This is a genomic window from Mycolicibacterium sp. XJ2546, assembly GCF_053483195.1.
The window spans coordinates 38,745-64,539 of the sequence record NZ_JBEFRW010000023.1; the positions used below are offsets into that span (position 1 = coordinate 38,745).

A 25,795-nucleotide genomic window follows, 5' to 3' on the forward strand; every position below is an offset into this window, starting at 1 on the left:
CCGCTCCTCTCTACTACCCGTTTTCGACTTCGGTACGGATCAGCGTGCGTTGTCGGGATATCTCGTCGAGCACGCCGCGCACCGCGCGCACCGAGTCGTGGTCCCCGGCCTCTTCGAACAGGAACCGGGCGTCGTAGAGCTTGGCGCGGGCCTGGTCGAAGACACCGAGATGAGCCAACACATTGCCCTGATTGGCCAGTACCCTGGCCCGCCCGAGTGGATCGGAGTCGCGGTCGCGTGCCTCCAGCACCGCCTCGTACAGCTCCACTGCCTCGACCAGGTTGTCGGCCTGGTGTCTTGATGGGGTGTACACCAACGAGTTTGCAAGGTTGAGTTGCACACTCGCCCACTGTTCGGGATGTTCCTCCTTGGTGTACACGGTCAGCGCCGAGCGCAACGACTGGGCTGCCACACCGAGCCGAAGCTGCCCGGATGCTTCGACCATCGGCATGGTCAGGTAGGCGGTCGCGAGATTGGCGTGCGCGGCGGCCCACAGCAGCGGTGCCTCATCGCGTAGCACCAACTGCAGCGCCGAGTGGTAATGCGGTATCAACTGCGGCAGTAGCTCCGGACGGTCCTGCGACTGCTCGTGCAGCAGGCCGGCCAGGCTCATGTGCACCTCAGCGCGGGCAATCCGCAGGCTGTCGGCCTTGTCCAGGCAGCGCAGTGCCCGTTCCAAACGCTGTTGTGCACTCGGATCGCCGGTTTCGCGGCAGATCGAACCCGAGGCCGACAGCATTACTCCCTGCAGTGGCGCGGAGACCACGGCTGCGGCCTCGATCGCCTTGTCCATAAGCACGATTGCCGTGGCCGGATCACCGTCGGCCAAAGCCGCGCTGGCCTGCGCGGACAACACCACCGCCGTCAGTTCGGCGCCAAGGGAGCCGCTGTCCGGTGCGGCGTCGGCGCGTCCGACGACGTACAGGACCAGGTCGACCAGCACCCCGAATTCGCCGAGCGCCGTGCGTAAGGTATCCGGGTCGACGCTGTCGGGATCAAGGACGAAACGGTTGTATCGTGCCACGACGTCGTCGGGGTCGTCAGCGGCCAGCGCTGCAAGTGCGGCATCACGCTCTCCGGCCAGTACCAGTTCGTGGGCTCGCAGCCGGGCTGGCCAGGATTGCGGGGTACGCCCGGCCAGCAACTCGGCGCGTACCTGATCGCAATCCTGACCCGCGGGAATCAGCATGTAGCCCAGCGGAAGCGGAAATGCACCCAGCGCCTGCGGCCGGGTAACCGGCACCCCGGCGGCCTGCGTAGTTGTCGAGAATGTTGTCATCGCCTCAGCCATTGAGAGGTCCTCGCAAATCCCGCTCGGCAACACGCTTGATCAAACTGGCCGCCAGCTCGGCCCTGGCCTTGGTGGCGTAAGTACAGATTCGGGTCCGCACCACGCCGTCGGTGAATACCACGACAAGCTCGACCGCCCATCGGCCATGCTCCTCCACCACGACAGCCTCGACATCGCGCGCATCATCACTGGAATCACCGGCTCGGACAACAGTCTTCGGGTGTGCGGCCTTGGGACGGACCGGACGTTCCTCACACATCGCGGTCACGTTTCTGGCCCCATCGGAACGCGCAGTGCTCCCTGGTCATCATCCCAGAATGCATCACGAATGCCGACCGGGACATCGTCATCCAACACTTCACGCACCAGCGTGCTGCGGTCGCCTGCCGGGTTGCGCTGCTTGAGCAGTAGACCCCCACTGCGGGGGCCGCGCAGCGGGATCAGCCACAGGTCGGCATCCCGCCGCACCGCGGCGACGGCATCCGATGGAAACCGGCTGGCCGCCAGCCTGGCATCCAGCCGCACATAGCCGTCGGCGGTGAACTCGACTTGCAGCCTGGTGTCTCCCACCGGGCGTAGCACGGAAAGGTATTCGGCCTCGACGATGCCGATCACCTTCTCCATCCCGGCCGCAACGTGTTCGCTCAGGTCCGCACCGAGCTCCACTCCGCCGGCCTCGATGAGGAACACCGTGATGTCGTCCGGGCAAGCTTCACCGAGCGCCCAGCGCGCGAAGGCGATTGCGTGGTCCCAGCGAAACGAGTGGGTGTGCAGCCCTTGCAGGGGTGGCAGTTCGGCTAGTTCGGCGCCGGGCACCTTGTAGACGGTCCCCGGCGCCGCACCGGTGGCTGCGGCGTCGACGATGACGACCCGCTTCGCTCCCTTCATCTGGAACGCCACGTCCATGCCTGCCGTCCCACCATCGACCAGACGGGCACCGTCGGGGACACCGCGTTCCCACAGGTGGCGGACCAGGATCGGTCCGACCCCGTCGTCACCACGCAACAGGTTGCCGCACCCGACGACCAGGACCTCGCAGCCGGACGTTTCGATATCGACAGCGTTGTCTTGAGCGCCGGAATCAGCAGGGTAGGAATGGGATTCGGTAGACGTCGGAATCACACCATTCCGTTGATCACGAACCGAGACAGCTCACGACCCGATTTCCCGTCGTAGGCGTGCACCGTGCAGACTAGGCAGGAGTCGAAACTGCGGGCAACGTGGCCAAGCTCGACCGGATCCTCCACATCGACGATCGGCGACCCGACCAGAGCCTTCTCGATCGGCCCCAACGATTGTGCGGCATCGCGCGGGCCGATGTTCCACGCCGTGGGTGTGATCACTTGGTAGTTCTTGATCTTGTTGTCTTCGATGACAATCCAGTCTGCCAGAGCCCCACGAGCGGCCTCGGTGGCGCCGAACCCCTTACCTTCGGCGTGTTCGACCGGTTTGGTGTAGAAACTCTCCTTGAGATCGATCGCATCAAGCCAGGCTCGTGTCCACTTATAGTACTTGGGCGCTTCGTGCATACGGGCGAGCTGGCGCACCAGCACACTGGGGCCGATCTTGTTGTAGATGTCCAGGAACAGCGGATCGTTGTCCTGGTGCGGCAGCGGGTTCGGGCCGCCGGCCGCAATCCGACGCGCCAGCGGTCCGGCTTCCAGCGGGATGTGCCCGAGACTGGGAATGTCGTACCGAGGTGACTTGGCCCAACTGTATTTCCCTTGTGTACGACCGACTTCGGGGTCGATCGGAATGGTCTCACCCTCGAATGGATGCAGCGGACGGTCGCCCTCGTAGAAAGCGTGCGTGACATCTTCGGTGACGCGCGCCTGGTCGAAGGTGTGCCACTGTCCGTTCGCATAAACGCCGGACCGGCCGATCAGCGCATCGTTTCGCCCGTCGATCGTCGGGTTCTCATACTGCGACGGATCGAAATAGGTGCCGGTAGCGAGGTAGTTGCCGACGCCCTGGCCATATTTGTCCAGGCCGACGTCCAGGCAGAACCGGATGAAAAAGCCGCAGTCACTGTTGTACTGGGCTTCGTTTTCGTCGACCCAGGCCAGCACGTCCTCCCAGGTCTCGTTCTCCAGCCATCGGTCGACCGAGCAGCCCAACCACTGCTTCTCCAGCCAGTTGTCCTTCCAGTGCTCGAGGATCGCGATCGACCGGGTGACATCGGCCAGCGTCGGCGCACACATCACGCCGCCAGGCACCATGAAGCTGGAGTGCGGCCACTGCCCCCCGAAAATGGCATACACCTCGACCGGTTTGGCCGACAACACCACACCCGGCTGGTAGCTGGTGCCCACATACGGTGCGAACCGGCGCACCGATTCTGCGTACAGCGGTGACTTCGCGTAGTTCTTATTGGTCAGGTCGATTGCGAACAACGCATAGAAGTAGCGCGGTATCGACTGCAAGGTTTCGCAGGCCTGGCAGATATTGCGGACCAGGGTCGCATTCGGCGGCAGATGGGTCCGCCACGCGGTGTCGAGCGCGTAGGCAGATTTGTAAAGGTGGCTGCCGCCGCAGATCCCACAGATGCGCGGGCAGACCACCAGGCCGGCCTGCGGGTCCTTACCCTGCAAGATGATTTCGAAGCCGCGAAACATCGCGGCCTCCGTCCAGGCGGAGGTGACGACTCCATCCTCAACGGTGACGCGGACGTCGAGGTCGCCCTCGACCCGGCCCAATGGGCTGACGAACAGATCAAGCTCGGTCATGTTGGTTTGGTCCTTCCGATAAACCTTGGCTGATGGTTTGGCCGCGCGATGTTTCGCCACCGTCTAGACCACGAACATGTCTTCTTTGGACCACTGCGGGGCAGCGATTCGCGCGGCCGCCGCATGGGCCATGTAGGTGAGGTGATCGGAACCTTCCGGAACTTCCTTCGGAATCATCCCGCTGACCTTCTGGGTCTTGAACAACGTTCCCGGTGCGAGGTCGAAGTGCGGGAACTCAGGCTCGGTGCAGCCAAGGCACGGCATCCCGGCCCTGGTCTTCGACGACTGGCGGTTCCACAGGATGCGGTTGCACGGCGAATGCGTCATGGGCCCGCGGCAGCCGAACTCGTAGAACAGGCAGCCAGTGCGGGTGCCCTCACCAAACGACAGGGTCGACTGCTTGTACTCGAAGAATTGCACACGCGTGCACCCGGTTTGGGTGAAGGTTTTGAAGAAGGTCTCCGGCCGATGCAGTTCGTCGAGCGCGATATCGCCGGCGCGCCCCGACGCGAGTGCGACAAGGATCTGGGTGATCCAGTCCGGATGCGCGGGACAGCCCGGAATGTTTATGACCGGCAGACCCATCTTCGATCGGAAGTCCGGCCCCAGAAACCCGCCCTTGTCGCGCTTGTGGAACTGCAGCCCGGTCGAGCCCGACGGGTTCGGTTCCATCGCCGGTATGCCGCCCCAGCACGCGCAGTCCCCGATGGCGACCACGATCTGCGCCGCGCCCGCGAGGTCGATGACCCAGTCCTTCATCGCGCGGTCGGCGAACATGTCCATTCGGCCGCTTCCGTTGGGCGCTTCGATGACGGTGCCCTCGAATACAAAGATGTCAAGTGGGCGTTCCCCTTTTGCGCAATCCCAGAATACTTTCTGGGCATTGTCACCTAATTCCAATCCCAATGACGGATGCCACAATAAATCGAGACCAAAATCAACAATCAAATCGACGACATTGGGTTCATCCGCATTGAGGAAGGACATCGTATTCCCACTACATGCACCTCCTTGGAACCACAGAACTGACGCCATTTGAACTCCTCTCGACAGCGACCCAGGGCGAGGCCGCAATTGGGTTGCGGATTGGTGCGGGCTGATGATTTTGTCTGACTTTTGTTTGGGCTGGTTTTCGCTATTCCTGGGCGAGCCGGCGGCCGAAAGCACGCGCCACCTGGATCATGAAGCCCAGGCCTCGAACGATGTCCTTGTCCTTGCTCACGCGCCACAGACCGAAGATGCCTTTCGGCCCCCCGGGATCGGCCGCGGCCGCCGCCTTGCCCTCGACCAATGCCTGCCCGAGCTGAGCGAGCACGTCAGCGGCTTGCGGATCGGTGAGGCGCGAGGTCAACAGCGTGTTCAGCGCCGGAGTTGCATCCACCAGCGCCCCAGACAGAGCGGCCAGGCTGCTGGCAAGACCTCGCAGGTCGACAGCCCTGAATGACTCGACACCGGGGATCGCGCCGGGGGCCGTGGATTCTCTGAGCTCATCGACGGCGGCGACAACCGACGCGCCGATCTCGTCACCGCGCCGAACCATCCCGTCGAGTCCCTCTACCAGGATTGCCAACAGATCGGCATGGTCGAGTAGATCGTTCAGCGAAGCCGCGACCGCAGGATCGTCCAGCCGCTGGCGCAGGGCGTCAGCCGGCGAGATGGCGATCACTTGACCGTTTGCCGTCATACAAGACCTCCTGCTTTCCGAGCCCAAGCGCCACGATGCGATGTGCCGACGATCACAAACCTAACGGCATGTGACCCACCTGCCTATCGCTTTCACGCAGAGGCTGTCAGAATTACGCAGACTTGAACACGGTGGCGCGCGCCAAGAGGACGGGAGACTTGCGTGTTTACCGCAAATACTTTATCCAGCGCTTCATCATCGGTTCGGCTCGACATCGCGGTCCGGAAATGTCCCGACTGACCCGTCTGGGCTATATCGATGTTCGCCGCACCAGCAACCCGGTACGGCGCAAGGTCAGATCTCGCGGCGTCCCGCCGGCTCTGGCCGACAAGGAGATCTTCTACACCGAGGACGTCGCTGAGGCGTCGCGCCTGATCGGCAAGGCGCTCGCACCGCTCACCCTCGACGTTGACACCCATGCCGGCGACGGATTTGCTGCGACGATGCATGGAGTACGCCTTCGCAATGTCAGCATGCTCTACCTCGACCTGCACGTGGCATGCACATTGGAGATCCCGGACCACGGTCCGTACTTTGCTGTGCACATGCCAACCAACGGAACCGCACTAGTGCGTCACCGCGGGCAGGTGTTCGAGGCCAACACCATCCGCTCGCTGGTGACCAGCCCGCAGGGATCTCTGCGCGTCGCTTTCGAGCACGATTCACCACACCTGATAATCCGCGTCGAGGCGCCTGCCATGGTCGCGCACCTGACCCGGCTGCTCGGCCGCACCCTGCGGCGGCCGCTGGAGTTCAACCCCGAGTTCGACCTGGCGACCGAGGCCGCCATGCGTTGGCACGCGGCTGTGGGGCTGATCCATAGCGAGGTCTTCCATCCGGGCTCGCTGGTGCAGCGAGGGCAGGGCATCGGCGCCCTGGAAGAACTGGTCATGAGCAGCCTGCTGCAACTGCAGCCATCGAGCTACCACGAGGAGTTCGTCCAGCCGCCCCAGCCCGACCAGCGGCGCGCCGTGGTCCGGGAGGCGATGAACTACATCGAGGACCACCTCGCCGAACGCATCACGATGGGGTCGTTGGCCAAGGCGGTCCACATGAGCGTCAGATCAATTCAGCAAGGCTTCCGGGAGGAACTGGCGATGACACCGATGATGTTCGTGCGCGAGCGACGAATGCAGCGGGTGCACGAGGAGCTCACCGATGCAATGCCGACCGACGGTGTCACCGTGACTTCTGTCGCTGAGCGCTGGGGGTTTCATCACCTGGGCAGCTTCGCGGTGGAATACCGCAAACGCTGGGGTGAAACACCGTCGGAGACTCTCAGGCGATAGCGGTGTCGCGCCGAACCGCGCTGAATTTTCGCCAGCCCAGTGCCCGCTGAGACAGTAGGTGGGTGATCAGCAACTCCGTGGACATCGTCGGTGCATCTTGGCTGACCACGTGCCACGGCCGATTCACCGGAGTGCCGGGCACCGACAGCTCGACCAAAGTGCCCAACTCCAATTCGCGTCGCACGGCCTGCCGCGACACCAGCGTCACCCCCAGGCCGGCGACCGCAGCGGCCACCACCGCGCCGTGCGATCCCAACACCAGCTGAGGCGGCGTGACGTCGAGGTCGTCGAGCAGTGTGGTCAAAGTCGACCGCGTACCCGATCCCGGCTCGCGCAGAAGCCACGTCGCGGTGGCTGGTTCAAACCGCTCGGCCACCGCGGGTGCCCCCACCACGACGAGCTCGTTTGGGCTGACCGCACGCACCCGCACCGTCTTGCTCAACTCAGCCGGAGGACGGCCGGCCACCACCATGTCGACCTCGTGCCGGGCGAGCATAGGCCAGACGGCGCTGCGAGGTGCCACCTCGAGATGCAGAACGACGCCGGGGTATTGCGTGCGAAACGATGCCAGGGCGACCGGAATCAGTAGTTCACCGGCCGAGGTGACCGCGGCGAGTCGGACCGAGCCATTTTCCGGATCGGCCTCGCCACGCGCAGCAAGGATCGCCTCGTCGTGCAGGCCAAGAATCCGCCGCGCGTATTCGACGTAACGTTGTCCGGCGGGCGTCAACCGTACTCCGCGGCCGTACCGGTCGACGAGATTGATGCCGATGTCGTGGCTCAGCGCCCGCAACGCCGAGGAGATCGATGATTCGGTGACCACAAGACGTTCGGCGGCACCGCGCACCGAGCCGGTGTCGGCCAGCTCGACCAACGCTCGGAGCCGCGCATTGGTGGTCATCGGTTATTCTCGGCCGCTCGAAACACCCGGCTGGACAGCAAATCGGCCGGTTCGATGGTGGACAGCGCCGCCAAGTCCACCATCTGGTCGTCGCCGCCGAGTAGCCGGCGAGCATGGCGCAGCCGGGCCCGCTCCAACGCATTGCGCACACTGCGCGCATTGGCGAACCACGGCTGATCGATCCGCAGCTTCAGGTATCGGTGCAACACCTCGTGGGCCTCGTCTGAGAACCGGTAGCCCATTCCCTCGGTCATCAACATTGCGATGTCCTTCAATTCATCGACGGTGTAGTCGGGGAAGGTGATGTGGTGGGCGATCCGGCTCTGCATGCCCGGGTTTGCGGAGAAGAACTGATCCATCTTGTCGGCGTAACCGGCCAGGATCACCACCAGATCATCGCGGTTGTTCTCCATCACCTGCAGCAGAATCTCGATTGCCTCCGAGCCGTAATCGCGATCGTTCTCCACTTTGTAGAGGTAGTACGCCTCATCGATGAACAGCACACCGCCCATCGCCCGTTTGATGACGTCCTTGGTCTTCGGGGCAGTGTGCCCGACATACTCACCGACCAGATCGTCGCGGGTGACACTGACCAGGTGCCCGCGGCGGAGGTAGCCGAGCCGATGCAAGAGATCGGCCATCCGTATCGCGACGGTGGTCTTACCGGTGCCTGGGTTCCCGGTGAAACACATGTGCAGGGTGGGCTGCGGCGCACTCACACCAAAACGTGCCCGCACCCTGTCCACCAGCAGCAACGCGGCGATTTCGGCAATGCGTGTCTTCACCGGCACCAGCCCGACGAGCTCACCGTCGAGTTTGGCCAGTACCTCCTCCACGCCCGACTCGCGGCGCGCGACAGAAAGGTCGACCACAGCATCGGCGGGCAGGGTCTCCCGCTCCGGCACGTCCGACTCCCCGTCCCGTTGAGGACCGGGAGCCGGACGCGGCCGGTACCCGAACGGGCTGCGCGGGTTCTCGGCGGATTGGAGCGTCATCGATTCACCCCGGTTGGTACCTGTCCCCTTCGGGACGCTCGGTCGCATACGAATAGGTGGTGTAGCCGATCTGGCGGTTAGCCCTCTCGGCGCGGTCGAGGCGGAAACCGGGTTCCTCGGCGGGCCGATTGACGATGAACGACAGGGCGGTCGTCTGCCGGCCCAAGCCCGCATCGTAGGCGTTGAGCCGAATGTAGCTGTTCGGGTTGGCCGTCCGGCACGCGTTGACCTCGAGCAGCACCCCAGCCGGATCCTTGAGGTCGAACATTGGCAGCCCCCACATCTCCCAGTAGGTGTTGCGCGGATGCGGGTCGTCGGTGAACTCGACCGACAAGGGCCAGCCATTGGACAGTGCGTAGTCGATCTGAGCGGTGATCTCCTCGTCGGTGAAGTCGGGAAGGTAAGAGAAGGTGCCCTGGGTGATTCGCATATGTCAACTCGCCTCGGGTCAGACCGTCGTCGGTGTCGCGACGACGTCGGGTGTATCGGTGGACTCGTAGTTGAAAGTGATGTCGCCCCAGGTGGCCAGCGCGGTGTCCAGCGCCCGGTTCTGCGACGCCGCCTTCTTGAGGATGTCTGGCCCTTCCTTGTAGTAATCGCGGCCCTCGTTTCGAGCCTTGATCATGGCTTCCAGCGCCACACGGTTGGCCTCGGCGCCCGAGGCGATACCCATCGGATGCCCGATGGTGCCGCCACCGAACTGCAAGATCACGTCCTCACCCAGGTAGTGGATCAGCTGGTGCATCTGGCCGGCGTGGATACCGCCGGAGGCCACCGGCATGACACCGGGCATCGATGCCCACTTTTGGTCGAAGTACAGACCCTTGACCGGGTCGGCCGGGATGCTGTCCAGGCGCAGGGTGTCGTAGAAGCCTGCGGTGGTGTTCGGGTCACCCTCAAGCTTGCCCACGACGGTGCCCGCATGGATGTGGTCGACACCGGCCAGCCGCATCCATTTGGCGATCACCCGGAAGCTCACACCGTGGGTCTTCTGCCGGGTGTAGGTGCCGTGGCCGGCGCGGTGCAGATGCAGCAGCACGCTGTGGTCGCGGGCCCATTTGGCCATCGACTGGATGGCCGTGTAGCCAATCGTCAGGTCGATCATCACCACCACCGAGCCGAGTTCGGCCGCGAAATCGGCCCGCTCATACATCTCCTCCATGGTGCCTGCGGTGATGTTGAGGTAGTGCCCCTTGATCTCGCCCGTCGCCGCCTGTGCCCGGTTGACCGCTTCCATGCAGAACAGGAAGCGGTCCCGCCACCGCATGAACGGCTGCGAGTTGATGTTTTCGTCGTCCTTGGTGAAGTCAAGGCCCCCGCGCAGCGCCTCGTAGACGACGCGACCGTAGTTGCGCGCTGATAGGCCGAGCTTGGGTTTGGTGGTCGCGCCAAGCAGCGGCCGGCCGAACTTACCCAGGTACTCGCGTTCCATCACGATCCCGTGCGCGGGGCCCTGGAACGTCTTGACGTAGTGCGTGGGGATCCGCATATCCTCCAGGCGCAGAGCCTTGAGCGGCTTGAACCCGAACACGTTGCCGATGATCGAGCTGGTGAGGTTGGCGATCGAGGCCTCCTCGAACAGGTCGATGTCGTAGGCGATGAGGGCGATCCACTGCCCGGGGGCGTTGGGGACAGCCTCGACGCTGTAACACTTGGCCTGATAGTGCTCAAAGGTCGTGAGCCGGTCGGTCCACACCACCGTCCATGTCGCGGTACTGGATTCACCGGCCACCGCCGCGCCGGCTTCCTCGGGCGGCACCCCGTCTTGAGGGGTGATCCTGAAGGCGCACAACACATCGGAGTCCCTGGGGACGTAGTCCGGTTGCCAGTAGCCCATCTCTGCGTAGGGGATGACTCCCGCGTTCCATCTGTCTGTCATGACGCGAATGTTTCCACCCGATCATAAAGCTGTCCATCGGTAATTCGACGCTAATTCAGAAGCAAATACTTAAGTATCACCATCCCCTGTCGGATCCACCTCCTGGGTGAGGTAATTCTGTTCCGCCAGCTCATAGCCTTACGGACACAAACCTCACGGGGTTCCTACGACGAGGAGTATCGATGAGCACCTGCACCCAGATCGCAGCCCAACTGGTCAGCCCCGGGAAGGGGATCCTGGCGGCCGACGAGAGTATTTCCACCATGTCGTCCCGATTGGAGAATGCAGGCGTCACGCCGAGCGCAACGAGCCGCCGCGACTACCGCGAACTGTTGGTCAGCACGCCCGGCCTGTCCGACGGCGTTTCAGGGATCATCTTCTGTGACGAGACGCTCAATCAGGTGTTCTCCGACGGCCGCCCCTTCGCGCAGGCCGTTCGCGAGCTCGACATATTGCCCGGGATCAAGGTCGACACCGGCGCCAAACCATGTCCGGGGCTGCCCGGCGAAACCATCACCGAGGGCCTCGACGGGCTCAGCGACCGGTTGGCCCGCTACGCCCAGATGGGTGCCGCCTTCGCGAAGTGGCGCGCGGTGTACACGATCACCCAGAACGGACCCAGCTGGGGCGCCATCACCAGCAATGCAAATGCGCTCGCACGGTATGCCGCTGCATGTCAGGAAGCGGGCCTGGTGCCCATCGTGGAGCCTGAGGTGCTCACCGCAGGCGACCACCCCATCGAACGTTGTGCCGATGTCACCGCGTCCGTGCATGCCGCGGTGCGCCAACAACTCGGGGTGCTCAATGTCGACCTGGGTGGGATCGTGCTCAAGCCCAACATGATCACCGAGGGTGCAGATCATCCCGAGCACGCGACACCGCAGCAGGTGGCCGACGCCACCGTGCGCGTGTTGCGGGCTTGGCCGGCCAGTTTGGCCGGCGTGGCCTTCCTCTCCGGCGGTCAATCGCCGGAGCGGGCCACCGCAAATCTCGAGGCGCTCCAAACGCAGCAGACCCCCTGGCCCCTGACCTTCTCCTTCGGCCGGGCTCTGGTCTCACCCGCGCTGGCTGCATGGCGCGGTGAGGAGGCACGAGTCACCGACGGGCAAGCCGCACTCGCGATGCACGTCGCAGCCAATGCCGCCGCGGTGCGATTGCGCAGTGAGCTTCAGTCAGCCTGAGCGCAGTACTCGGCCGCAATCACTGGAAGATGCCCTCGCGCAGCGCGACGGCCACCGCAGCGGTCCGGTCGCTGACGTCCAGCTTGCGGTAGATGGAACGCAAGTGACTCTTAACCGTCTCGTCGCCGATAAAGAGTTTGCTGGCCAGGCCTCGGTTGGACAGCCCAGACACCACGAGGGAGAGAATCTCACTCTCACGTTGGGTGAGTCCGTGGCTAGCGCCAGGCCAGAACTCCTTACGTTGCAGGCGGGCCGCGGTGTCGGCCGCTCGGGCGGCGAGACTCGCGTCGATCGCCGTCGAGCCGCTGTGCACGTACTCGAGCTGCTGCACAAGTTCGTCACTGCTGACGCCCTTCAGCAGGTACCCCGAGGCCCCGGCCCGGAGCGCCTGGAACAGGTACTGCTCGTCGTCGTACACCGACAGCAGGACAACCTTGCGCTCGGGCTGGTGTTCGTGGACCGCCCGGCACAGATCGAGTCCACTTCCCCCGCGCATTCGCACGTCACACAACACAATATCGGGCTGCAAGCTATCAATTACCGTCAGGGCATATTCCACGCCGACCGCTTGACCGACAATACGTACCCGATTTTTGAATGCCGCGAGCATTGCCTTGAGACCCTCAATTACGATCTCATGATCATCGACAAGTACGACCCGCAATGGGCCCGCTGATGCTGGCGCCGTCATGCACTCACACTAATTGCGATTTGTTTAACCGTCCACGGAAATTTCTGAGGTCACCGGGTTTAACCCCACCTATCCCCCATTTTGGGGGATTAATGACCCGCTTCGCATTCCTACCATCGGCGCCAACAGGAAAGGAGTGGCCGATGCCGCCGATGGTGATGGGAGAACCCAAGCTCGTCGCATCCGTCCTACCCGCAAACTTTGCGTATCTGGGCCGCGACGTCGAGGAAATCGAGGAGGCGGGAATCGACCGGATCCAGTGGGACGTCATGGATGGCCGTTTCGTCCCGAACATCACGTTCGGCCCCGATGTCATCGCCGCCAACCGCAAGCGCGTCGGTATCGGCTTCGAGGCACACCTGATGGTGGAGGACCCCGACCCGATGCTGCCACGTTGGGTGGAAGCGGGTTGCCAGATTGTCATTGTGCACGCCGAGGCCTGCCGGCATCTGCACCGCACCCTTTCGCTGATCCGCAACCTTGGCGCGCGCGCAGGCGTCGCACTGAACCCGGCCACTCCCCTGGACGCGGTCGTCAACGTGCTCGACGTTACCGATCTCTTGTTGGTGATGACGGTCAATCCGGGCTTCGGCGGTCAACGTTATCTGTCCAGCATGGAAACGAAGATCGCCGAAGCGCGGGACGAAATCGACAGGCGCGGACTGGATATCGAGCTCGAGGTGGATGGCGGAATCGGTGCAGCGACCATCGCAGGTGCCGCAGCGGCAGGAGCGACGGTGTTCTGTGCTGGCTCGGCATTGTTCACCGGAGCCGAAACCATGGCGGAGCGCACCGCGGCGCTGCGTGCGGCCGCAACCGAGCGGCTGGTGATGCAGTGACCACGGCACCCAGCACACCAGACGAAACACGTTCGCAGTCAGAAGAACTCGACCAGCTCGCGATCAACACGCTGCGTTTTCTGGCCGCCGACGGTGTGCAGGCCGCCAACAGCGGGCATCCGGGTCTGCCATTAGGCGCTGCTCCGATCGCGTGGACATTGTGGGCACGCCATCTCCGCCACGACCCGGCCAATCCTCTCTGGCCCGACCGGGACAGGTTTGTGTTGTCAGCGGGTCACGGCTCGATGTTGCTGTATGCGTTGTTGAACGTGTTCGGATACGACCTACCGATCGACCAACTGCGCCGGTTTCGCCAGCTCGGGTCACAGACTCCCGGGCATCCGGAGTATGGCCACACACCGGGCGTCGAAACCACAACCGGCCCGCTTGGCCAAGGACTGGCCAACGCGGTGGGCATGGCGCTGGCCGAGCGAATGCTGGCTGCCCGCTGCAACACTGCCGACCATACGGTCGTCGACCACCGCACCTGGGTGTTGGCCGGGGACGGCGACCTGATGGAAGGTATCTCGCATGAGGCCGTGTCGTTGGCCGGCAGGCTAAGACTGAGCAAGCTGACGGTGATCTTCGACGACAACGACATCACCATCGACGGCCCGGCCACGCAGAGCTGCGCTGACGACGTCGAGGGTCGTTTCGTGGCATGCGGGTGGCAGGTATTGGCTGTCGAGGACGGTAACGACGTGCGTGCGCTCGATGAAGCCTTCACCGCAGCGCGCGACCAAGACCGACCTACCTTCATCCGGGTCAAGACAACGATCGGCTACGGTGCCCCCGGCATCGAGGGCACACCGAAGGCGCATGGTAGCCCCCTGGGCGCCGACACGATTGCGACCATGCGGAATCGGCTGGACTGGCCGGACGTGCCATTCCACGTGCCCCTCGCTGTCGGTGCCATCGCCGCCGCCACAGCCGCAAACGGTGCTGTGGCATACGCGGATTGGTCCACCGAACACGAAAGATGGCAGGCCAGCCACCCTGCGCTGGCAGCGGACTTCCCGCTCGACGCTGTGCCGGAACCCGCAGACATAGGCGTCCTGACAGCACTGGCCGACGAGGCGATGCCCGGTGGCAAAACAGCAACCCGTAAGGCCTCGGGCGCCGCATTGAACGCACTTTCGGCAACGTACCCGGGGCTAGTGGGCGGTTCGGCCGATCTGGCCGGATCGACGAACACCGTCATCCCCGGCGGCTTCGTGGGTCCCGACGACTATGCCGGACGGACAATTCATTTCGGTGTCCGCGAACATGCGATGGCCGCGGTGATGAACGGTATCGCGCTGCATGGCGGCCTACGCCCCTTCGGCAGCACGTTCCTGGTGTTTGCGGACTATCTACGACCGGCGCTGCGACTCTCGGCACTGATGAAGCTGCCTGTCATCTATGTGTTCACCCATGATTCGGTGTACGTCGGCGAGGATGGACCAACCCATCAGCCCATCGAACAGATCGAATCGCTGCGCCTGATCCCCGGCCTGACCGTGCTGCGTCCGGCTGATGCGGCTGAGACCACGTTGGCATGGCAGCTAGCCGCCGCGAACACGGCTGGCCCGACAGCTCTGGTCCTGAGCCGCCAGGACTTACCGATCCTCGGCGGCGCCGGTCTGGACGACATCCGGCGGTACGGCAGCCGTACCGTGAAGTACGCGGACACGCGTCCCGATGTCATCCTTGCGGCGAGCGGTTCTGAGGTCGCACTCGCCCTCGATGCCGCCGACATCCTTGCCGGTCGTGGCGTGAAGGCCACCGTCGCATCGGTGATGTGGCGCGAGAAGCTCGACAGCGTCATGGTCGAGGCAACTTACTCGTTCCCGGATGCGCCGATCGTGTGGATCGAAGCCGGAGTGAGCACAGGTTGGCGAGCGCTGGCGGGCCCGCGCGATACGGTCATCGGCATCCAGCGGTTCGGCGCCAGCGGGCCGGGCGCCGAGGTCGCCGCACACCTCGGGCTGACGCCGACCGCCGTAGCCGACGCCGCGATGGGTCGTCGTGCTTGATGTGATGACCTTCGATGTCGACGGCGCGTGGGCAGAAGCCGAACGTGACCGCCGCCGACTGGTGTCTGACCACGCCTTCGAGGTTCAGGGTCTTGACGTCAGCTGGAGTTCGGGTGGTCACGGTGAACTTCACGTTTTTGGACAATCGCAATCTCACGCACAATCTCGGCCAATTCCGGGTTTTTCAATCGGCCACACAATCCGGACCGCGCGGGCAGCATAGAGGTGTGCATGAGCTGTCATTGTGTCAAGCCATCGCCGGAGTCGTGAAACCGCACGCACACGGGCGACGAATCGACGTTGTGCGTGTTCAGGTTGGCGCGCTTCGTCAAGTCGTACCTGAATCGCTGGAGTTTTGCTGGTCGTTGGTCCGTGACTACGAAGATCTAGGCGGCGCTGAGCTGGAGCTTGAATTGGTGCCCGCCGAGGTGAAATGCCGCTCTTGCCAGCAACACTCACAGATCGAGTCACGCTGGTCGGTACTTTGCCCACATTGCGCAAACGCCGACGTCGAGGTAGTACGCGGCAACGAATTCCTGGTCACTTCGCTCGACGTGACATGAAAGGTCAACACGATGGGTAGATTCCACCGCCACGAAGACGGTACCGCGCACAGCCACGACCACGGTGACCATGGGCATTCGCATGACCATGGCGACCACAGCGGCTATCAGACAGGTGCGCAACGGATCGACGTGCTGGAGTCGATCTTTGCCGAGAACGATGCGCGTGCCGACATAAACCGAAAGGCATTCGAAAGCAACGGAGTTAGTGCTCTCAACCTGATGAGTTCACCAGGATCCGGAAAAACGACAGTGCTGGCAGCCACGCTCGACGAACTCGCGGGCGAGATCGCGGTCGGCGTCATCGAAGGTGACATCGCCACCGACCTCGACGCCGCCAAGCTCAGTGGACGCGGAGCTCAAGTGTCGCTGTTGAATACCAACAACGGTTTCGGGGGTGAATGTCACTTGGACGCCCCAATGGTGAACCGTGCCCTGGCGGGGCTCGACCTCACCGACTTGGATCTCGTGGTTATCGAAAACGTCGGCAATCTGGTCTGCCCAGCGGAGTTCGACGTTGGCGAGCATGCCAAGGCGATGGTGTATTCGGTGACCGAGGGCGAGGACAAACCGCTGAAATATCCGGTGATGTTTCGGTCGGTGGACGTGGTACTGCTCAACAAGATCGATCTCCTGCCGTACCTGGATACCGACATCGACGCGTACACCGCCCCTGTCCGCGAGGTCAACCCGGCGGCCGAGGTGTTACCGGTGAGTGCTCGTACCGGCGCGGGGATGGAAGCCTGGTACGGCTGGGTGCGCCGGTTTCTTAGCGAATAGGGCCCGGGACTGGAGTACAGCGGCTACGGTCGGCCGCTCGCTTGATCACGCTGGCCGCTCGCTCGGCTCGCTCCCGCGTGCGGTGAATATTGACTCGTTCGCGAACGATACCGTCGGCGAACACCACGATAATGTCGACAGCCCACTGCCCACGTTCCTCGACGACGGTGGTGTCGACAGCCAGAGCGCTGTCGGCTGAATTGTCCGACCGCATGACCGTAGGCGGACGACCACGTGGGAAACGTGGCCGGCAGGTATAAAGGGCCGCGGCTGGGCGGCTGATCTGTTCTGTCACCGCATTAGAGTCCATGAAAAGCTCTCATCGGTGGGGCCTACGTTGTTGTGGCATTCGGAAGGCACGTAGCTCGTCTCAATCAACGTGTGTAGAGCTTCGCGTGCACGTGCCGGTGCGACCCAAGCCGCGCTATCGGTTCAGACACCCTGCTCGCCACCCAGAAGGGGGATGACGACGGCATGGTCGGCAGCCGACTCTTGGGATATCGAAGACCTAGGAGGCGGAGCAATGGGAAATACCCGTGACCCGATCGACCATTTCCGCACTACCAATCAGTACGCCGGTGAACAGTTCATCGACGTCTACAGCTGGCCTGGCGTGGTGTCGATCGTACTGGGTACCATTTCGCTGATCAGCTGTGTAGCAGCCGCTGCGTATGGTCGCCACGAATGGATACCGACAGCAGGAATCGTCGGACTGCTCGCGATCACAGGGGGCATTGTCTGGCTGGTGATCGAACACCGGCGAGTTTTGCGGATCGAACGCCATTGGCTGGCTACGCGATCCGACGACCTTGGCTCCAGATCGTCTGGACGACATCGATAGCCTATATTTGTTTCTTCTATTGCTCCAGGATGTCGATTCCGGGTAGTTTTTTGCCTTCGAGGTATTCCAATGATGCTCCGCCGCCGGTGGAAATGTGGGAAAAGCCGTCGGTGGGCAGCCCGAGTTGACGCACCGCGGCCGCCGAATCGCCGCCGCCGACGACGCTGAACGCGCCCTTGCCCGTCGCGGCGATGATGGCCTCGGCCACCCCCTTGGTGCCCGCTGCGAACGACGCGAACTCGAACACGCCCATCGGGCCGTTCCAGAACACGGTCTGGGCGTTGGACAACAGGTTGGTGAACCGCTCCACCGAACCCGGGCCGATGTCCAAACCCATTTTGCCGCCGGGGATCTGGTCGGCACGCACGGTCTCAGGAGTGGCGTCGGCGGCGAACTCGTCGGCCACCACGATGTCCACCGGCAGGTGGATCACGTCGGCGTAGGTGTCCAGCAGCTTGCGGCAGGTCTCGATCATGCTCTCTTCGAGAAGTGAATTACCTACCGGAACCCCTTGGGACGCAAGGAATGTGAAGCACATCCCGCCGCCGATGATGATGCTGTCGGCTTTGGTCGCCAGGTTCTCGATGACCGCGAGCTTGTCGGAGACCTTTGATCCGCCGAGCACCACGGCGTAGGGCCTCTCGGTCGAACTGGTCAGCTGCTCGAGGACCTTGACCTCGGCTTCCACCAAGCGGCCCGCGTAATGCGGCAGCAGCGTGGCCACGTCGTACACCGAGGCCTGCTTGCGGTGCACCACCCCGAAACCGTCCGAGACGAAACTGCCCGGTGAACCGTCGGGCGCGCTGACTAGTTCGGCCAGCTGTCGGGCCAGCGCCAGCCGCTGGCCGTCGTCCTTGCTGGTCTCGCGGGGATCGAAACGGATGTTCTCCAGCAGCAGCACGTCACCGTCGGTCAGGCCCTCGGCCCTGGCCAGCGCGTCGGTGCCGACAGGGGAACCATCGGGGCCACCGGCCAACTGCACGTGGCGCCCCAGCTGCTCCCCCAGCGCCGCGGCCACCGGCGCCAGCGACAACTTGGGGTCCGGGGCGCCCTTGGGCCTGCCCAGGTGCGCGGTGACGATGACCTTCGCACCGGCGTCGGCCAGTGCGCGCAGCGTCGGCACCGACGCGCTGATCCGCCCGGGATCGGTGATGGCGCCGTCGTCCTGTGGGACGTTGAGATCCGAGCGCACCAACACGCCTCTGCCCGAAACACCCTCGGCCAGAAGGTCGTCGAGCGTTTTGATGCTCACCGTTAGAGGGACTTGCCGACCAGCGCGACGAGGTCCACGCACCGGTTGGCGTAGCCCCACTCGTTGTCGTACCAGGACACCACCTTGGCCTGGTTGTCGATCACCTTGGTCAATCCGGAGTCGAACAGCGAGCTGTGCGGATCGGTGACGATATCGGCCGACACGATCGGAGCGTCGTAGTACTTCAGGATGCCCTTGAGCGGACCGTCGGCGGCGGCCTTGAACGCGGCGTTGATCTCGTCGACGGTGGCCGACTTGCTCAGCTCCGCGGTCAGGTCGGTGACCGAACCGGTGGGAATCGGCACCCGCAGCGCGTACCCGTCGAGCTTGCCCTTCAGTTCGGGCAGCACCAGGCCGATGGCCTTGGCGGCGCCGGTGGAGGTCGGCACGATGTTGACCGCGGCGGCGCGGGCGCGGCGCAGGTCCTTGTGCGGGCCGTCCTGCAGGTTCTGGTCCTGGGTGTAGGCGTGAATGGTGGTCATCAGGCCCTTGACGATGCCGAACTCGTCGTTGAGCACCTTGGCCAACGGGCCGAGGCAGTTCGTGGTGCACGACGCGTTGGAGATGATGTTCTGGCTGCCGTCGTACTTGTCGTCGTTGACCCCGAGCACGACCGTCAGGTCCTCGCCCTTGGCCGGTGCGGAGATGATGACCTTCTTGGCTCCGGCGTCCAGGTGGCCCTTGGCCTTTGCGGCGTCGGTGAAGATACCGGTGGACTCGACCACCACGTCCACGCCGAGGTCACCCCACGGCAGCGCGGCCGGGCCCTCCTTGACCTCGAGGGCCTTGATCTTTTTGCTGCCGACGACGATGTTGTCCTCGCCCTCGAGAGAGACGTCCTCAGGGAAGCGGCCCAGAATCGAGTCGAACTTCAGCAGGTGGGCCAAGGTGGCGTTGTCGGTCAGGTCGTTGACCGCGACGATCTCGATGTCGGTGCTCTTGCCCTCGGCCTGCTGCGCCGCGAGGGCCCGGTAGAAGTTGCGTCCGATGCGGCCGAAGCCGTTAACGCCTACCCGGATGGTCACTTGTCTCTCCCTTATTTCGCCTAGTTACGCCGTGATGCTCACAGCCCAGCGTAATGGTGTGATTCCGACCACGTGCGACCACCTCAGTGCACCGCAAGGCTCTGGTCGGCATAGGGGTTACCCAGCCATTTGCGCCGAATCACCTGCAGCGCGCCGTCCTCTTCGAGTTCGGCCTGCGCGACGCTGAGCCGGCTGAGCAACGCCTGGTTGTGCAGACCGACGGCGACGGCGATGTTCTCCACCGAAAGCCCGCGCGCCACGACCGTCACCCCGGGCAGGGGTTTGACCAGTTCGTTGAGCACCGGCCCCAGCTCCAGGAACGCGTCGCACCCGCCGCTGCCCAGGTCACTCAGCGCGGTGTCGACGTTGCCGGGTTCGTAGACGCGCACCGCCGCGGCGCGGCCTTCGGCGACCAGGTCTTCGGCGATCGGCTGGCCGGTGCTGCCCTGGCGCACGCCGAGCGTCAGCCCGGCGACGTCGTCGAGCGAGTTCACCCTCGGCAGCCGCGTGGTGTCGACGGCCAGGGCCTGCCCGCAGATGAGGTAGGGCGCCACGAACTGCGCCTTGGCTTCCCGTTCCGGCGTCACGACGGTGCCCGCCACCATGCAGTCGTATTCTCCGGCGTCGAGCCGCTCGAAGAGGCCGTCGAAATCGGCTGCGCCGACGAATTCGACTGCGACGCCGAGCTTTTTGGCCAGCTCGGCCATCAGGTCGATGTCCAGGCCGCCGCCGTCGGCCATCCCGTTGAACGGTGGGCGCGGGACGACGGTGCCGACCTTCAGGATCTCCATGGGTTCCAGTGTTCGACGAGTGTGGGGTCGATGCACGTGTTTCGCGCCGAACACGTGCTGGTAACCCACGTTCGCGGGGTGACGACGGTCAGGCGTCTTCGAGGAGGTCCGGGGTGACGGCCGACTCGGTGTCGGGGATGCCGTCCTGTTTGGCCTTGCGGTCGGCCATCGACAAAAGGCGCCGAATCCGGCCCGCCACAGCGTCTTTGGTCATCGGCGGATCGGCGAGCCGGCCCAACTCCTCCAGTGAGGCTTGTCGGTGTTCGACGCGTAGCTTGCCCGCGGCGGCCAAATGGTCGGGCACGGTGTCGCCGAGGATCTCCAGCGCGCGTTCCACCCGGGCGGCCGCGGCGACGGCGGCCCGCGCGGAGCGCCGCAGGTTGGCGTCGTCGAAGTTGGCCAGCCGGTTGGCGGTGGCCCGCACCTCGCGACGCATCCGGCGCTCCTCCCAGATCAGCCGAGTGTCCTGCGCGCCCATCCTGGTCAGCAGCGCCCCGATCGCCTCCCCGTCGCGCACCACCACCCGGTCGCTGCCGCGCACCTCGCGGGCCTTGGCGCTGACACCCAGCCGGCGTGCGGCGCCGACGAGCGCGAGCGCGGCCTCCGGGCCCGGGCAGCTGACCTCGAGCGCCGACGACCGTCCCGGCTCGGTCAGCGATCCATGGGCCAAAAACGCTCCGCGCCAAGCAGCTTCGGCGTCAGCGACGCTGCCGCCGACCACCTGGGCGGGCAGTCCGCGCACCGGGCGGCCGCGCAGGTCCAGCAGGCCGGTTTGCCTCGCCAACGCTTCCCCATCTTTGGCGACGCGCACCACGTAGCGGGTGCTCTTGCGGATGCCGCTGGCCGACAGCACGTGCACCACCGCGGTGTAGCCGTAGAGATCATAGATGTCCTTGCGCAGCCGCCGCGCGATGATGCCAAGGTCGACCTCGGCCTCCACCACGACCCGGCCGGACACGATGTGCAGGCCGCCTGCGAAGCGCAGCAGCGAGGCCACCTCGGCGCGGCGAGCACTGACGGAATTGACCAACAAGCGGCTCAGCTCGTCCTTGACCTCGGCAGTCATCGCCACGGGTCGTCACCTCTCGGTCCGTTCACTGTCGGGGTGGGTACGGTCGGCGCAGATGGCTTCGGCCCACGCAACCGCACACCTTCCAAAGCTGCGGCCAATTTCGCCGGATCATGTAAAGGTGTACCAGGTCTGGATACATCAGCAAACTCCACGTGAGCGTCGAGGATGTTGGCGGTCTTGCGCAGTTGATCGCGCTCACGTTCGCTGGGCACCCGGCTCGCGTCCACGACGATGTCGTGCACGGTGAACCCCGGCGCGTGCTGCGCCAACACGTGGATGTGGCGTTCGACGGAGAACCCCGCCGTCTCCCCCGGTTCGGCGACCAGGTTCAGCACCAGCGCCCGGCGCGCCGGAGTCGCCTGCAGCGCCGCGGCCAGTTCCGGGACGAGCACGTGCGGGATGACGCTGGTGAACCAGGACCCCGGACCGAGCACCACGAGGTCGGCGGCCATGATCGCGTCCACCGCCTGCGCTGTGGCCGGCGGGTCGCCGGGCAGCAGCCGGACCCGCCGCACCTGGCCGACGGTGGTGGCAATGGCCACCTGTCCACGGATCACCCGAAACATCCGCGGGTCGGACTCCAGCCCCGCCACGTCGGCCTCGATCCCCAGCGCGATCGGACACATCGGCAGCACGCGGCCCTTGACGCCCAGCATGCGGCCGAGTTCGTCGAGCGCAGCGATGGGATCGGCCAACACCTCGCTGAGCCCCGCCAGCATCAGGTTGCCGATCGGATGACCCGCGAGCGCGCCGTTGCCCCCGAAGCGGTGCTGGATGATCGTCGCCCACAACCGGCCGTGCGGGCTGTCAGATGCCAAGGCGGCCAAAGCCATTCGCAGATCACCGGGCGGCACGACGTCGAGTTCGTTGCGCAGCCGGCCCGAAGAGCCGCCGTCGTCGGCGACAGTGACGACCGCGGTGACGTGCGGGGTGATCCGGCGCGCCGCGGACAACGTCGCATACAGGCCGTGTCCGCCGCCGAGTGCCACGATGCGCGGGCTCATTCGCGGCCCAGATCCCGGTGCAGAACTCGCACCGTGAGGTCGTCACCCGCCTGTAGCCGGTCCGCCAGCGCCTCGGCGATCGCGACGCTGCGGTGCTTGCCGCCGGTGCAGCCGATGGCAACGGTCATATAGCGCTTTCCTTCACGGCGGTAGCCGTCGATCACGAGCTCGAGCAGTTGGTGGTAGGTGTCCAGGAAGTCCGCGGCTCCGGGCTGGCCGAGGACGTAGTCACGGACGGCCGGTTGTTGACCGCTGTACGGCCGCAACTCGTCCACCCAGTGCGGGTTGGGCAGAAATCGCACATCCATGACCGTATCGGCGTCCATCGGCAGTCCGTACTTGTACCCGAACGACTCCACCGTGACGCTGGTGTGACGGACCGTCTCGCCGCCGAATGCCCGTTCGATGCTCTCCCGCAGCGCCGGCACCGACAGCTTCGACGTGTCGATGACGAGGTCGGCGGCCGCCCGGATGGGTGCCAACATCTCCCGCTCGGCCGCGATGCCTTCGGCCAGCGTCTGATCGCCCTGCAGCGGATGGCTGCGTCGGTTCTGCTCGTAGCGGCGCACCAGGATGTCGTCGGAGGCGTCAAGGAACAGCACCCGCGGTGCGATGTTGCGGGTGGCCAGGTCCCTGCGCACCCAGTCCAGATCGCCGGTGAAACCGCGGGAGCGTACGTCCATCACCACCGCGAGCTGGGTGATCCGCGAACCGGCCGCCAGCCCGAGTTCTACCATGCGGGCGATGAGCTCCGGCGGCAGGTTGTCGGCGACGTACCAGCCGAGGTCCTCGAGCACCTTGGCCGCCGTCCCCCGGCCGGCTCCGGACAGCCCGGTCACCAGAAGAACGTCGATACCCGATTCGTCGGACCGGCCGACAGGCAGCGCTTCGGCGCCGGCGTCACCGCGCAGTTCCTCGTGCATTCCCTGTTCCGTCATCCCGATACCGTGCGTTGATCATCGCCGATCGTCGCGTCGGGCGTGCCGGATTCGGTTTCCACCCCCAACGCGTCGAGCACCGCGCGCGCCGTGGCGACGCCGACGCCGGGTACCGCGGTGATCTCCTCGATGCTGGCCCGCTTGAGCCGGGCGACCGACCCGAAGTGGGTCACCAACGCCTTGCGGCGGTGCTCCCCCAGCCCGCGGATCGAGTCGAGCGCCGACGCCGTCATCCGCTTGGACCGCTTGCTGCGATGGTAGGCGATCGCGAACCGGTGCGCTTCGTCGCGCACCCGCTGCAGTAGATAGAGCCCGTCGCTGTTGCGCGGCATGATCAGCGGGTCCGGTTCGGACGGCACCCACACCTCCTCCAACCGTTTGGCCAGCCCGATCACCGCGACGTCGCGGATACCGAGTTCGTCGAGGACGGCCTGCGCGGCGTTGACCTGTGCGGCGCCGCCGTCGACGACGAACAGGTTCGGTGGGTAGGCGAACTTGCGCGTTTTGGTGGGCGTCCCGGCTGTTTTCTCCTGCGGTGCAGCGTCTTTGGCTTCCTCGGTGTCGTGCAGATGCCGGTGGAACCGACGCCGCGTCACCTCGGCGATCGAGGCCACGTCGTCGGAGCGGCCGTCGCCCGCGGCGTCACGGATGGCGTAGTGGCGGTAGTCCGACTTGCGCGGCAGCCCGTCCTCGAAGACGACCAGCGATGCCACCACGTCGGTGCCCTGGATGTGGCTGATGTCGACGCACTCGATCCTCAGCGGCGCGTCGGCGAGCCCGAGGGCATCTTGGATGCTTTGCAGCGCAGCGGTTCTGGCGGTGAAATCACCTGCCCGCTTGAGTTTGTGCTGGGCCAACGCATCCTGCGCGTTACGCCGCACGGTTTCGGCGAGAGCCCGCTTGTCGCCGCGCTGCGGCACCCGCAGAACTACCCGCGAACCGCGCAGCTGGGTCAACCAGGCCGCCAACTCGTCGGCGTTTTCGGGCAGACACGGCACCAGCACCTGCCGCGGTACCGGGTTCAGCGCTTCATCGGCGGCGCCGTCCAACTCGGCCTGGTCCCCGTAGAACTGGGTGAGGAACTGCTCGACCAGTCGTTCCTGGCTGAACTCGCTGGGCTCCCCGGACTTTTCGACGATCCAGCCGCGCTGGCCGCGCACCCGGCCGCCGCGCACGTGGAACACCTGCACCGCAGCTTCCAGTGCATCGTCGGCGAACGCCACCACGTCGGCGTCGGTGCCGTCACCGAAGACCACCGCCTGCTTCTCCAGCGCACGCTTGAGCGCGGAGATGTTGTCGCGCAGCCTGGCGGCCCGTTCGAAGTCCAGTTCCTCGGCGGCCCGGTTCATCTGCTGCTCCATGTCGCGGACCAGCCGGTCGGTTTTGCCGGCGAGGAAGTCGCAGAAGTCCAACACGATCCTGCGGTGTTCCTCCGCGCTCACCCTGCCGATACACGGCGCCGAGCACTTGTCGATGTAGCCCAGCAGACAGGGCCGGTCAATCTGGCTGTGCCGCTTGAACACTCCGGCAGAACAGGTGCGCGCGGGGAAGACGCGGGTGAGCAGGTCAAGGGTTTCGCGGATCGCCCAGGCATGCGAGTACGGGCCGAAGTAGCGCACGCCCTTGCGCCGCGTACCGCGGTACACCATCAGCCGCGGATACTCCTCGTTGAGCGTGACGGCCAACACCGGATAGGACTTGTCGTCGCGGTAGCGGACGTTGAACCGCGGGTCGAACTCCTTGATCCAGTTGTACTCGAGTTGCAGCGCCTCGACTTCGGTGTTGACCACCGTCCACTCGACGCTGCCGGCCGTCGTCACCATTTGGCGGGTGCGCGGCGCCAGGCTGGAGACGTCGGCAAAGTACGACGTGAGCCGGCTGCGCAGGCTCTTGGCCTTGCCGACGTAGATCACCCGGCCGTGCGGATCCAGGAAGCGGTAGACGCCCGGCTCGACGGGGATCGACCCGGGCGCAGGCCGGTACGTCGCTGGATCAGGCATGACCCCAGGTTACTGGCCGTGTCGACAACGTCTCGGCG

General features: G+C 64.8%; 25 protein-coding genes. 7 read left to right on the forward strand and 18 right to left on the reverse strand.

What is annotated here, in order from left to right:
- Positions 1-13 precede the first annotated feature (13 nt).
- The 6 genes from ABQE44_RS24330 to ABQE44_RS24355 all read right to left on the reverse strand — a co-directional run bounded on the left by ABQE44_RS24330 (position 14) and on the right by ABQE44_RS24355 (position 5,701).
- A complete protein-coding gene (locus ABQE44_RS24330; RefSeq protein WP_448432380.1) occupies positions 14-1,279 on the reverse strand; it encodes a hypothetical protein in 1,266 nt (421 codons plus the stop codon).
- Between the two features lie 4 nt (positions 1,280-1,283).
- Positions 1,284-1,550, reverse strand: coding sequence for a hypothetical protein (locus ABQE44_RS24335; RefSeq protein WP_448432382.1), 267 nt, complete (start codon positions 1,548-1,550; stop codon positions 1,284-1,286).
- A 5-nt stretch (positions 1,551-1,555) separates the two neighbouring features.
- Positions 1,556-2,413, reverse strand: coding sequence for a hydrogenase maturation protease (locus tag ABQE44_RS24340; protein WP_448421884.1), 858 nt, complete (start codon positions 2,411-2,413; stop codon positions 1,556-1,558).
- Positions 2,410-4,017, reverse strand: coding sequence for a nickel-dependent hydrogenase large subunit (locus ABQE44_RS24345; RefSeq protein WP_064927068.1), 1,608 nt, complete (start codon positions 4,015-4,017; stop codon positions 2,410-2,412). Before ABQE44_RS24345 ends, ABQE44_RS24340 begins: the two co-directional genes overlap by 4 nt.
- A 63-nt stretch (positions 4,018-4,080) precedes the next feature.
- Positions 4,081-5,052 (reverse strand): NADH-quinone oxidoreductase subunit B family protein, encoded by a 972-nt coding sequence (locus ABQE44_RS24350; protein WP_448421887.1) that lies wholly within the window; start codon positions 5,050-5,052, stop codon positions 4,081-4,083.
- 100 nt (positions 5,053-5,152) lie between these two features.
- Positions 5,153-5,701 carry a DUF1641 domain-containing protein gene (locus ABQE44_RS24355; RefSeq protein WP_069407301.1) on the reverse strand — a complete coding sequence of 183 codons (549 nt, stop codon included), beginning with the start codon at positions 5,699-5,701 and terminating at the stop codon, positions 5,153-5,155.
- Between the two features lie 131 nt (positions 5,702-5,832).
- Here ABQE44_RS24355 and ABQE44_RS24360 point away from each other — a divergent pair, with 131 nt between their 5' ends.
- Positions 5,833-6,990 (forward strand): AraC family transcriptional regulator, encoded by a 1,158-nt coding sequence (locus ABQE44_RS24360; RefSeq protein WP_448432384.1) that lies wholly within the window; start codon positions 5,833-5,835, stop codon positions 6,988-6,990.
- Here the strand turns inward: ABQE44_RS24360 and ABQE44_RS24365 are convergent.
- Genes ABQE44_RS24365 through ABQE44_RS24380 form a run of 4 tightly spaced genes read right to left on the reverse strand, consistent with a single transcriptional unit; the run spans position 6,980 to position 10,765 of the window.
- Positions 6,980-7,891, reverse strand: coding sequence for a LysR family transcriptional regulator (locus tag ABQE44_RS24365; protein ID WP_448432386.1), 912 nt, complete (start codon positions 7,889-7,891; stop codon positions 6,980-6,982). The two genes, ABQE44_RS24360 and ABQE44_RS24365, sit on opposite strands and share 11 nt — an antisense overlap.
- A complete protein-coding gene (cbbX, locus tag ABQE44_RS24370) occupies positions 7,888-8,886 on the reverse strand; it encodes a CbbX protein (RefSeq protein ID WP_069407304.1) in 999 nt (332 codons plus the stop codon). Before cbbX ends, ABQE44_RS24365 begins: the two co-directional genes overlap by 4 nt.
- A 4-nt stretch (positions 8,887-8,890) precedes the next feature.
- Complete coding sequence (locus ABQE44_RS24375; protein WP_064927829.1) at positions 8,891-9,316, reverse strand: ribulose bisphosphate carboxylase small subunit; 426 nt, start codon at positions 9,314-9,316, stop codon at positions 8,891-8,893.
- A gap of 18 nt (positions 9,317-9,334) precedes the next feature.
- On the reverse strand, positions 9,335-10,765 hold the full coding sequence (locus ABQE44_RS24380) for a form I ribulose bisphosphate carboxylase large subunit (protein ID WP_448421894.1): 1,431 nt from the start codon (positions 10,763-10,765) through the stop codon (positions 9,335-9,337).
- 182 nt (positions 10,766-10,947) lie between these two features.
- Here ABQE44_RS24380 and ABQE44_RS24385 point away from each other — a divergent pair, with 182 nt between their 5' ends.
- Positions 10,948-11,946, forward strand: coding sequence for a class I fructose-bisphosphate aldolase (locus tag ABQE44_RS24385; RefSeq protein WP_069407306.1), 999 nt, complete (start codon positions 10,948-10,950; stop codon positions 11,944-11,946).
- Positions 11,947-11,965: 19 nt separating this feature from the next.
- Here the strand turns inward: ABQE44_RS24385 and ABQE44_RS24390 are convergent, their stop codons facing one another.
- On the reverse strand, positions 11,966-12,637 hold the full coding sequence (locus ABQE44_RS24390) for a response regulator (protein ID WP_064927826.1): 672 nt from the start codon (positions 12,635-12,637) through the stop codon (positions 11,966-11,968).
- 143 nt (positions 12,638-12,780) lie between these two features.
- On the opposite strand from ABQE44_RS24390, the gene rpe reads away from it, so the two are divergent.
- The 5 genes from rpe (at position 12,781) to usfY (ending at position 17,675) form a co-directional block, all read left to right on the forward strand.
- The gene (rpe, locus tag ABQE44_RS24395; RefSeq protein ID WP_084223643.1) at positions 12,781-13,476 is read left to right on the forward strand and encodes a ribulose-phosphate 3-epimerase; all 696 of its coding nucleotides are present in this window, start codon (positions 12,781-12,783) and stop codon (positions 13,474-13,476) included.
- On the forward strand, positions 13,473-15,491 hold the full coding sequence (gene tkt / locus ABQE44_RS24400; RefSeq protein ID WP_448432388.1) for a transketolase: 2,019 nt from the start codon (positions 13,473-13,475) through the stop codon (positions 15,489-15,491). The genes rpe and tkt overlap by 4 nt, the downstream gene beginning before the upstream one ends.
- A gap of 227 nt (positions 15,492-15,718) precedes the next feature.
- Positions 15,719-16,054, forward strand: coding sequence for a hydrogenase maturation nickel metallochaperone HypA (locus ABQE44_RS24405; RefSeq protein ID WP_082933117.1), 336 nt, complete (start codon positions 15,719-15,721; stop codon positions 16,052-16,054).
- Positions 16,055-16,066: 12 nt separating this feature from the next.
- Positions 16,067-16,834, forward strand: a complete 768-nt coding sequence (hypB, locus tag ABQE44_RS24410) for a hydrogenase nickel incorporation protein HypB (protein ID WP_064927824.1) — start codon at positions 16,067-16,069, stop codon at positions 16,832-16,834.
- 463 nt (positions 16,835-17,297) lie between these two features.
- Complete coding sequence (usfY, locus tag ABQE44_RS24415; protein ID WP_131815161.1) at positions 17,298-17,675, forward strand: protein UsfY; 378 nt, start codon at positions 17,298-17,300, stop codon at positions 17,673-17,675.
- 16 nt (positions 17,676-17,691) lie between these two features.
- On the opposite strand, the gene ABQE44_RS24420 is transcribed toward usfY, so the two are convergent.
- The 7 genes from ABQE44_RS24420 to uvrC form a co-directional block, all read right to left on the reverse strand.
- A complete protein-coding gene (locus ABQE44_RS24420; RefSeq protein WP_448432390.1) occupies positions 17,692-18,927 on the reverse strand; it encodes a phosphoglycerate kinase in 1,236 nt (411 codons plus the stop codon).
- Between the two features lie 2 nt (positions 18,928-18,929).
- The gene (gap, locus tag ABQE44_RS24425) at positions 18,930-19,952 is read right to left on the reverse strand and encodes a type I glyceraldehyde-3-phosphate dehydrogenase (protein ID WP_448432392.1); all 1,023 of its coding nucleotides are present in this window, start codon (positions 19,950-19,952) and stop codon (positions 18,930-18,932) included.
- 83 nt (positions 19,953-20,035) lie between these two features.
- Positions 20,036-20,743 (reverse strand): ABC transporter substrate-binding protein, encoded by a 708-nt coding sequence (locus ABQE44_RS24430; RefSeq protein ID WP_448432394.1) that lies wholly within the window; start codon positions 20,741-20,743, stop codon positions 20,036-20,038.
- Positions 20,744-20,831: 88 nt separating this feature from the next.
- Positions 20,832-21,809, reverse strand: a complete 978-nt coding sequence (whiA, locus tag ABQE44_RS24435; RefSeq protein WP_448391395.1) for a DNA-binding protein WhiA — start codon at positions 21,807-21,809, stop codon at positions 20,832-20,834.
- Positions 21,806-22,819, reverse strand: a complete 1,014-nt coding sequence (yvcK, locus tag ABQE44_RS24440) for a uridine diphosphate-N-acetylglucosamine-binding protein YvcK (protein ID WP_448432396.1) — start codon at positions 22,817-22,819, stop codon at positions 21,806-21,808. Before yvcK ends, whiA begins: the two co-directional genes overlap by 4 nt.
- A complete protein-coding gene (gene rapZ, locus ABQE44_RS24445; protein WP_448432398.1) occupies positions 22,816-23,757 on the reverse strand; it encodes an RNase adapter RapZ in 942 nt (313 codons plus the stop codon). Before rapZ ends, yvcK begins: the two co-directional genes overlap by 4 nt.
- Entirely contained in the window at positions 23,754-25,757 is a 2,004-nt protein-coding gene (uvrC, locus tag ABQE44_RS24450; RefSeq protein WP_448432400.1) for an excinuclease ABC subunit UvrC, read from the reverse strand. The genes rapZ and uvrC overlap by 4 nt, the downstream gene beginning before the upstream one ends.
- Positions 25,758-25,795: the final 38 nt, after the last annotated feature.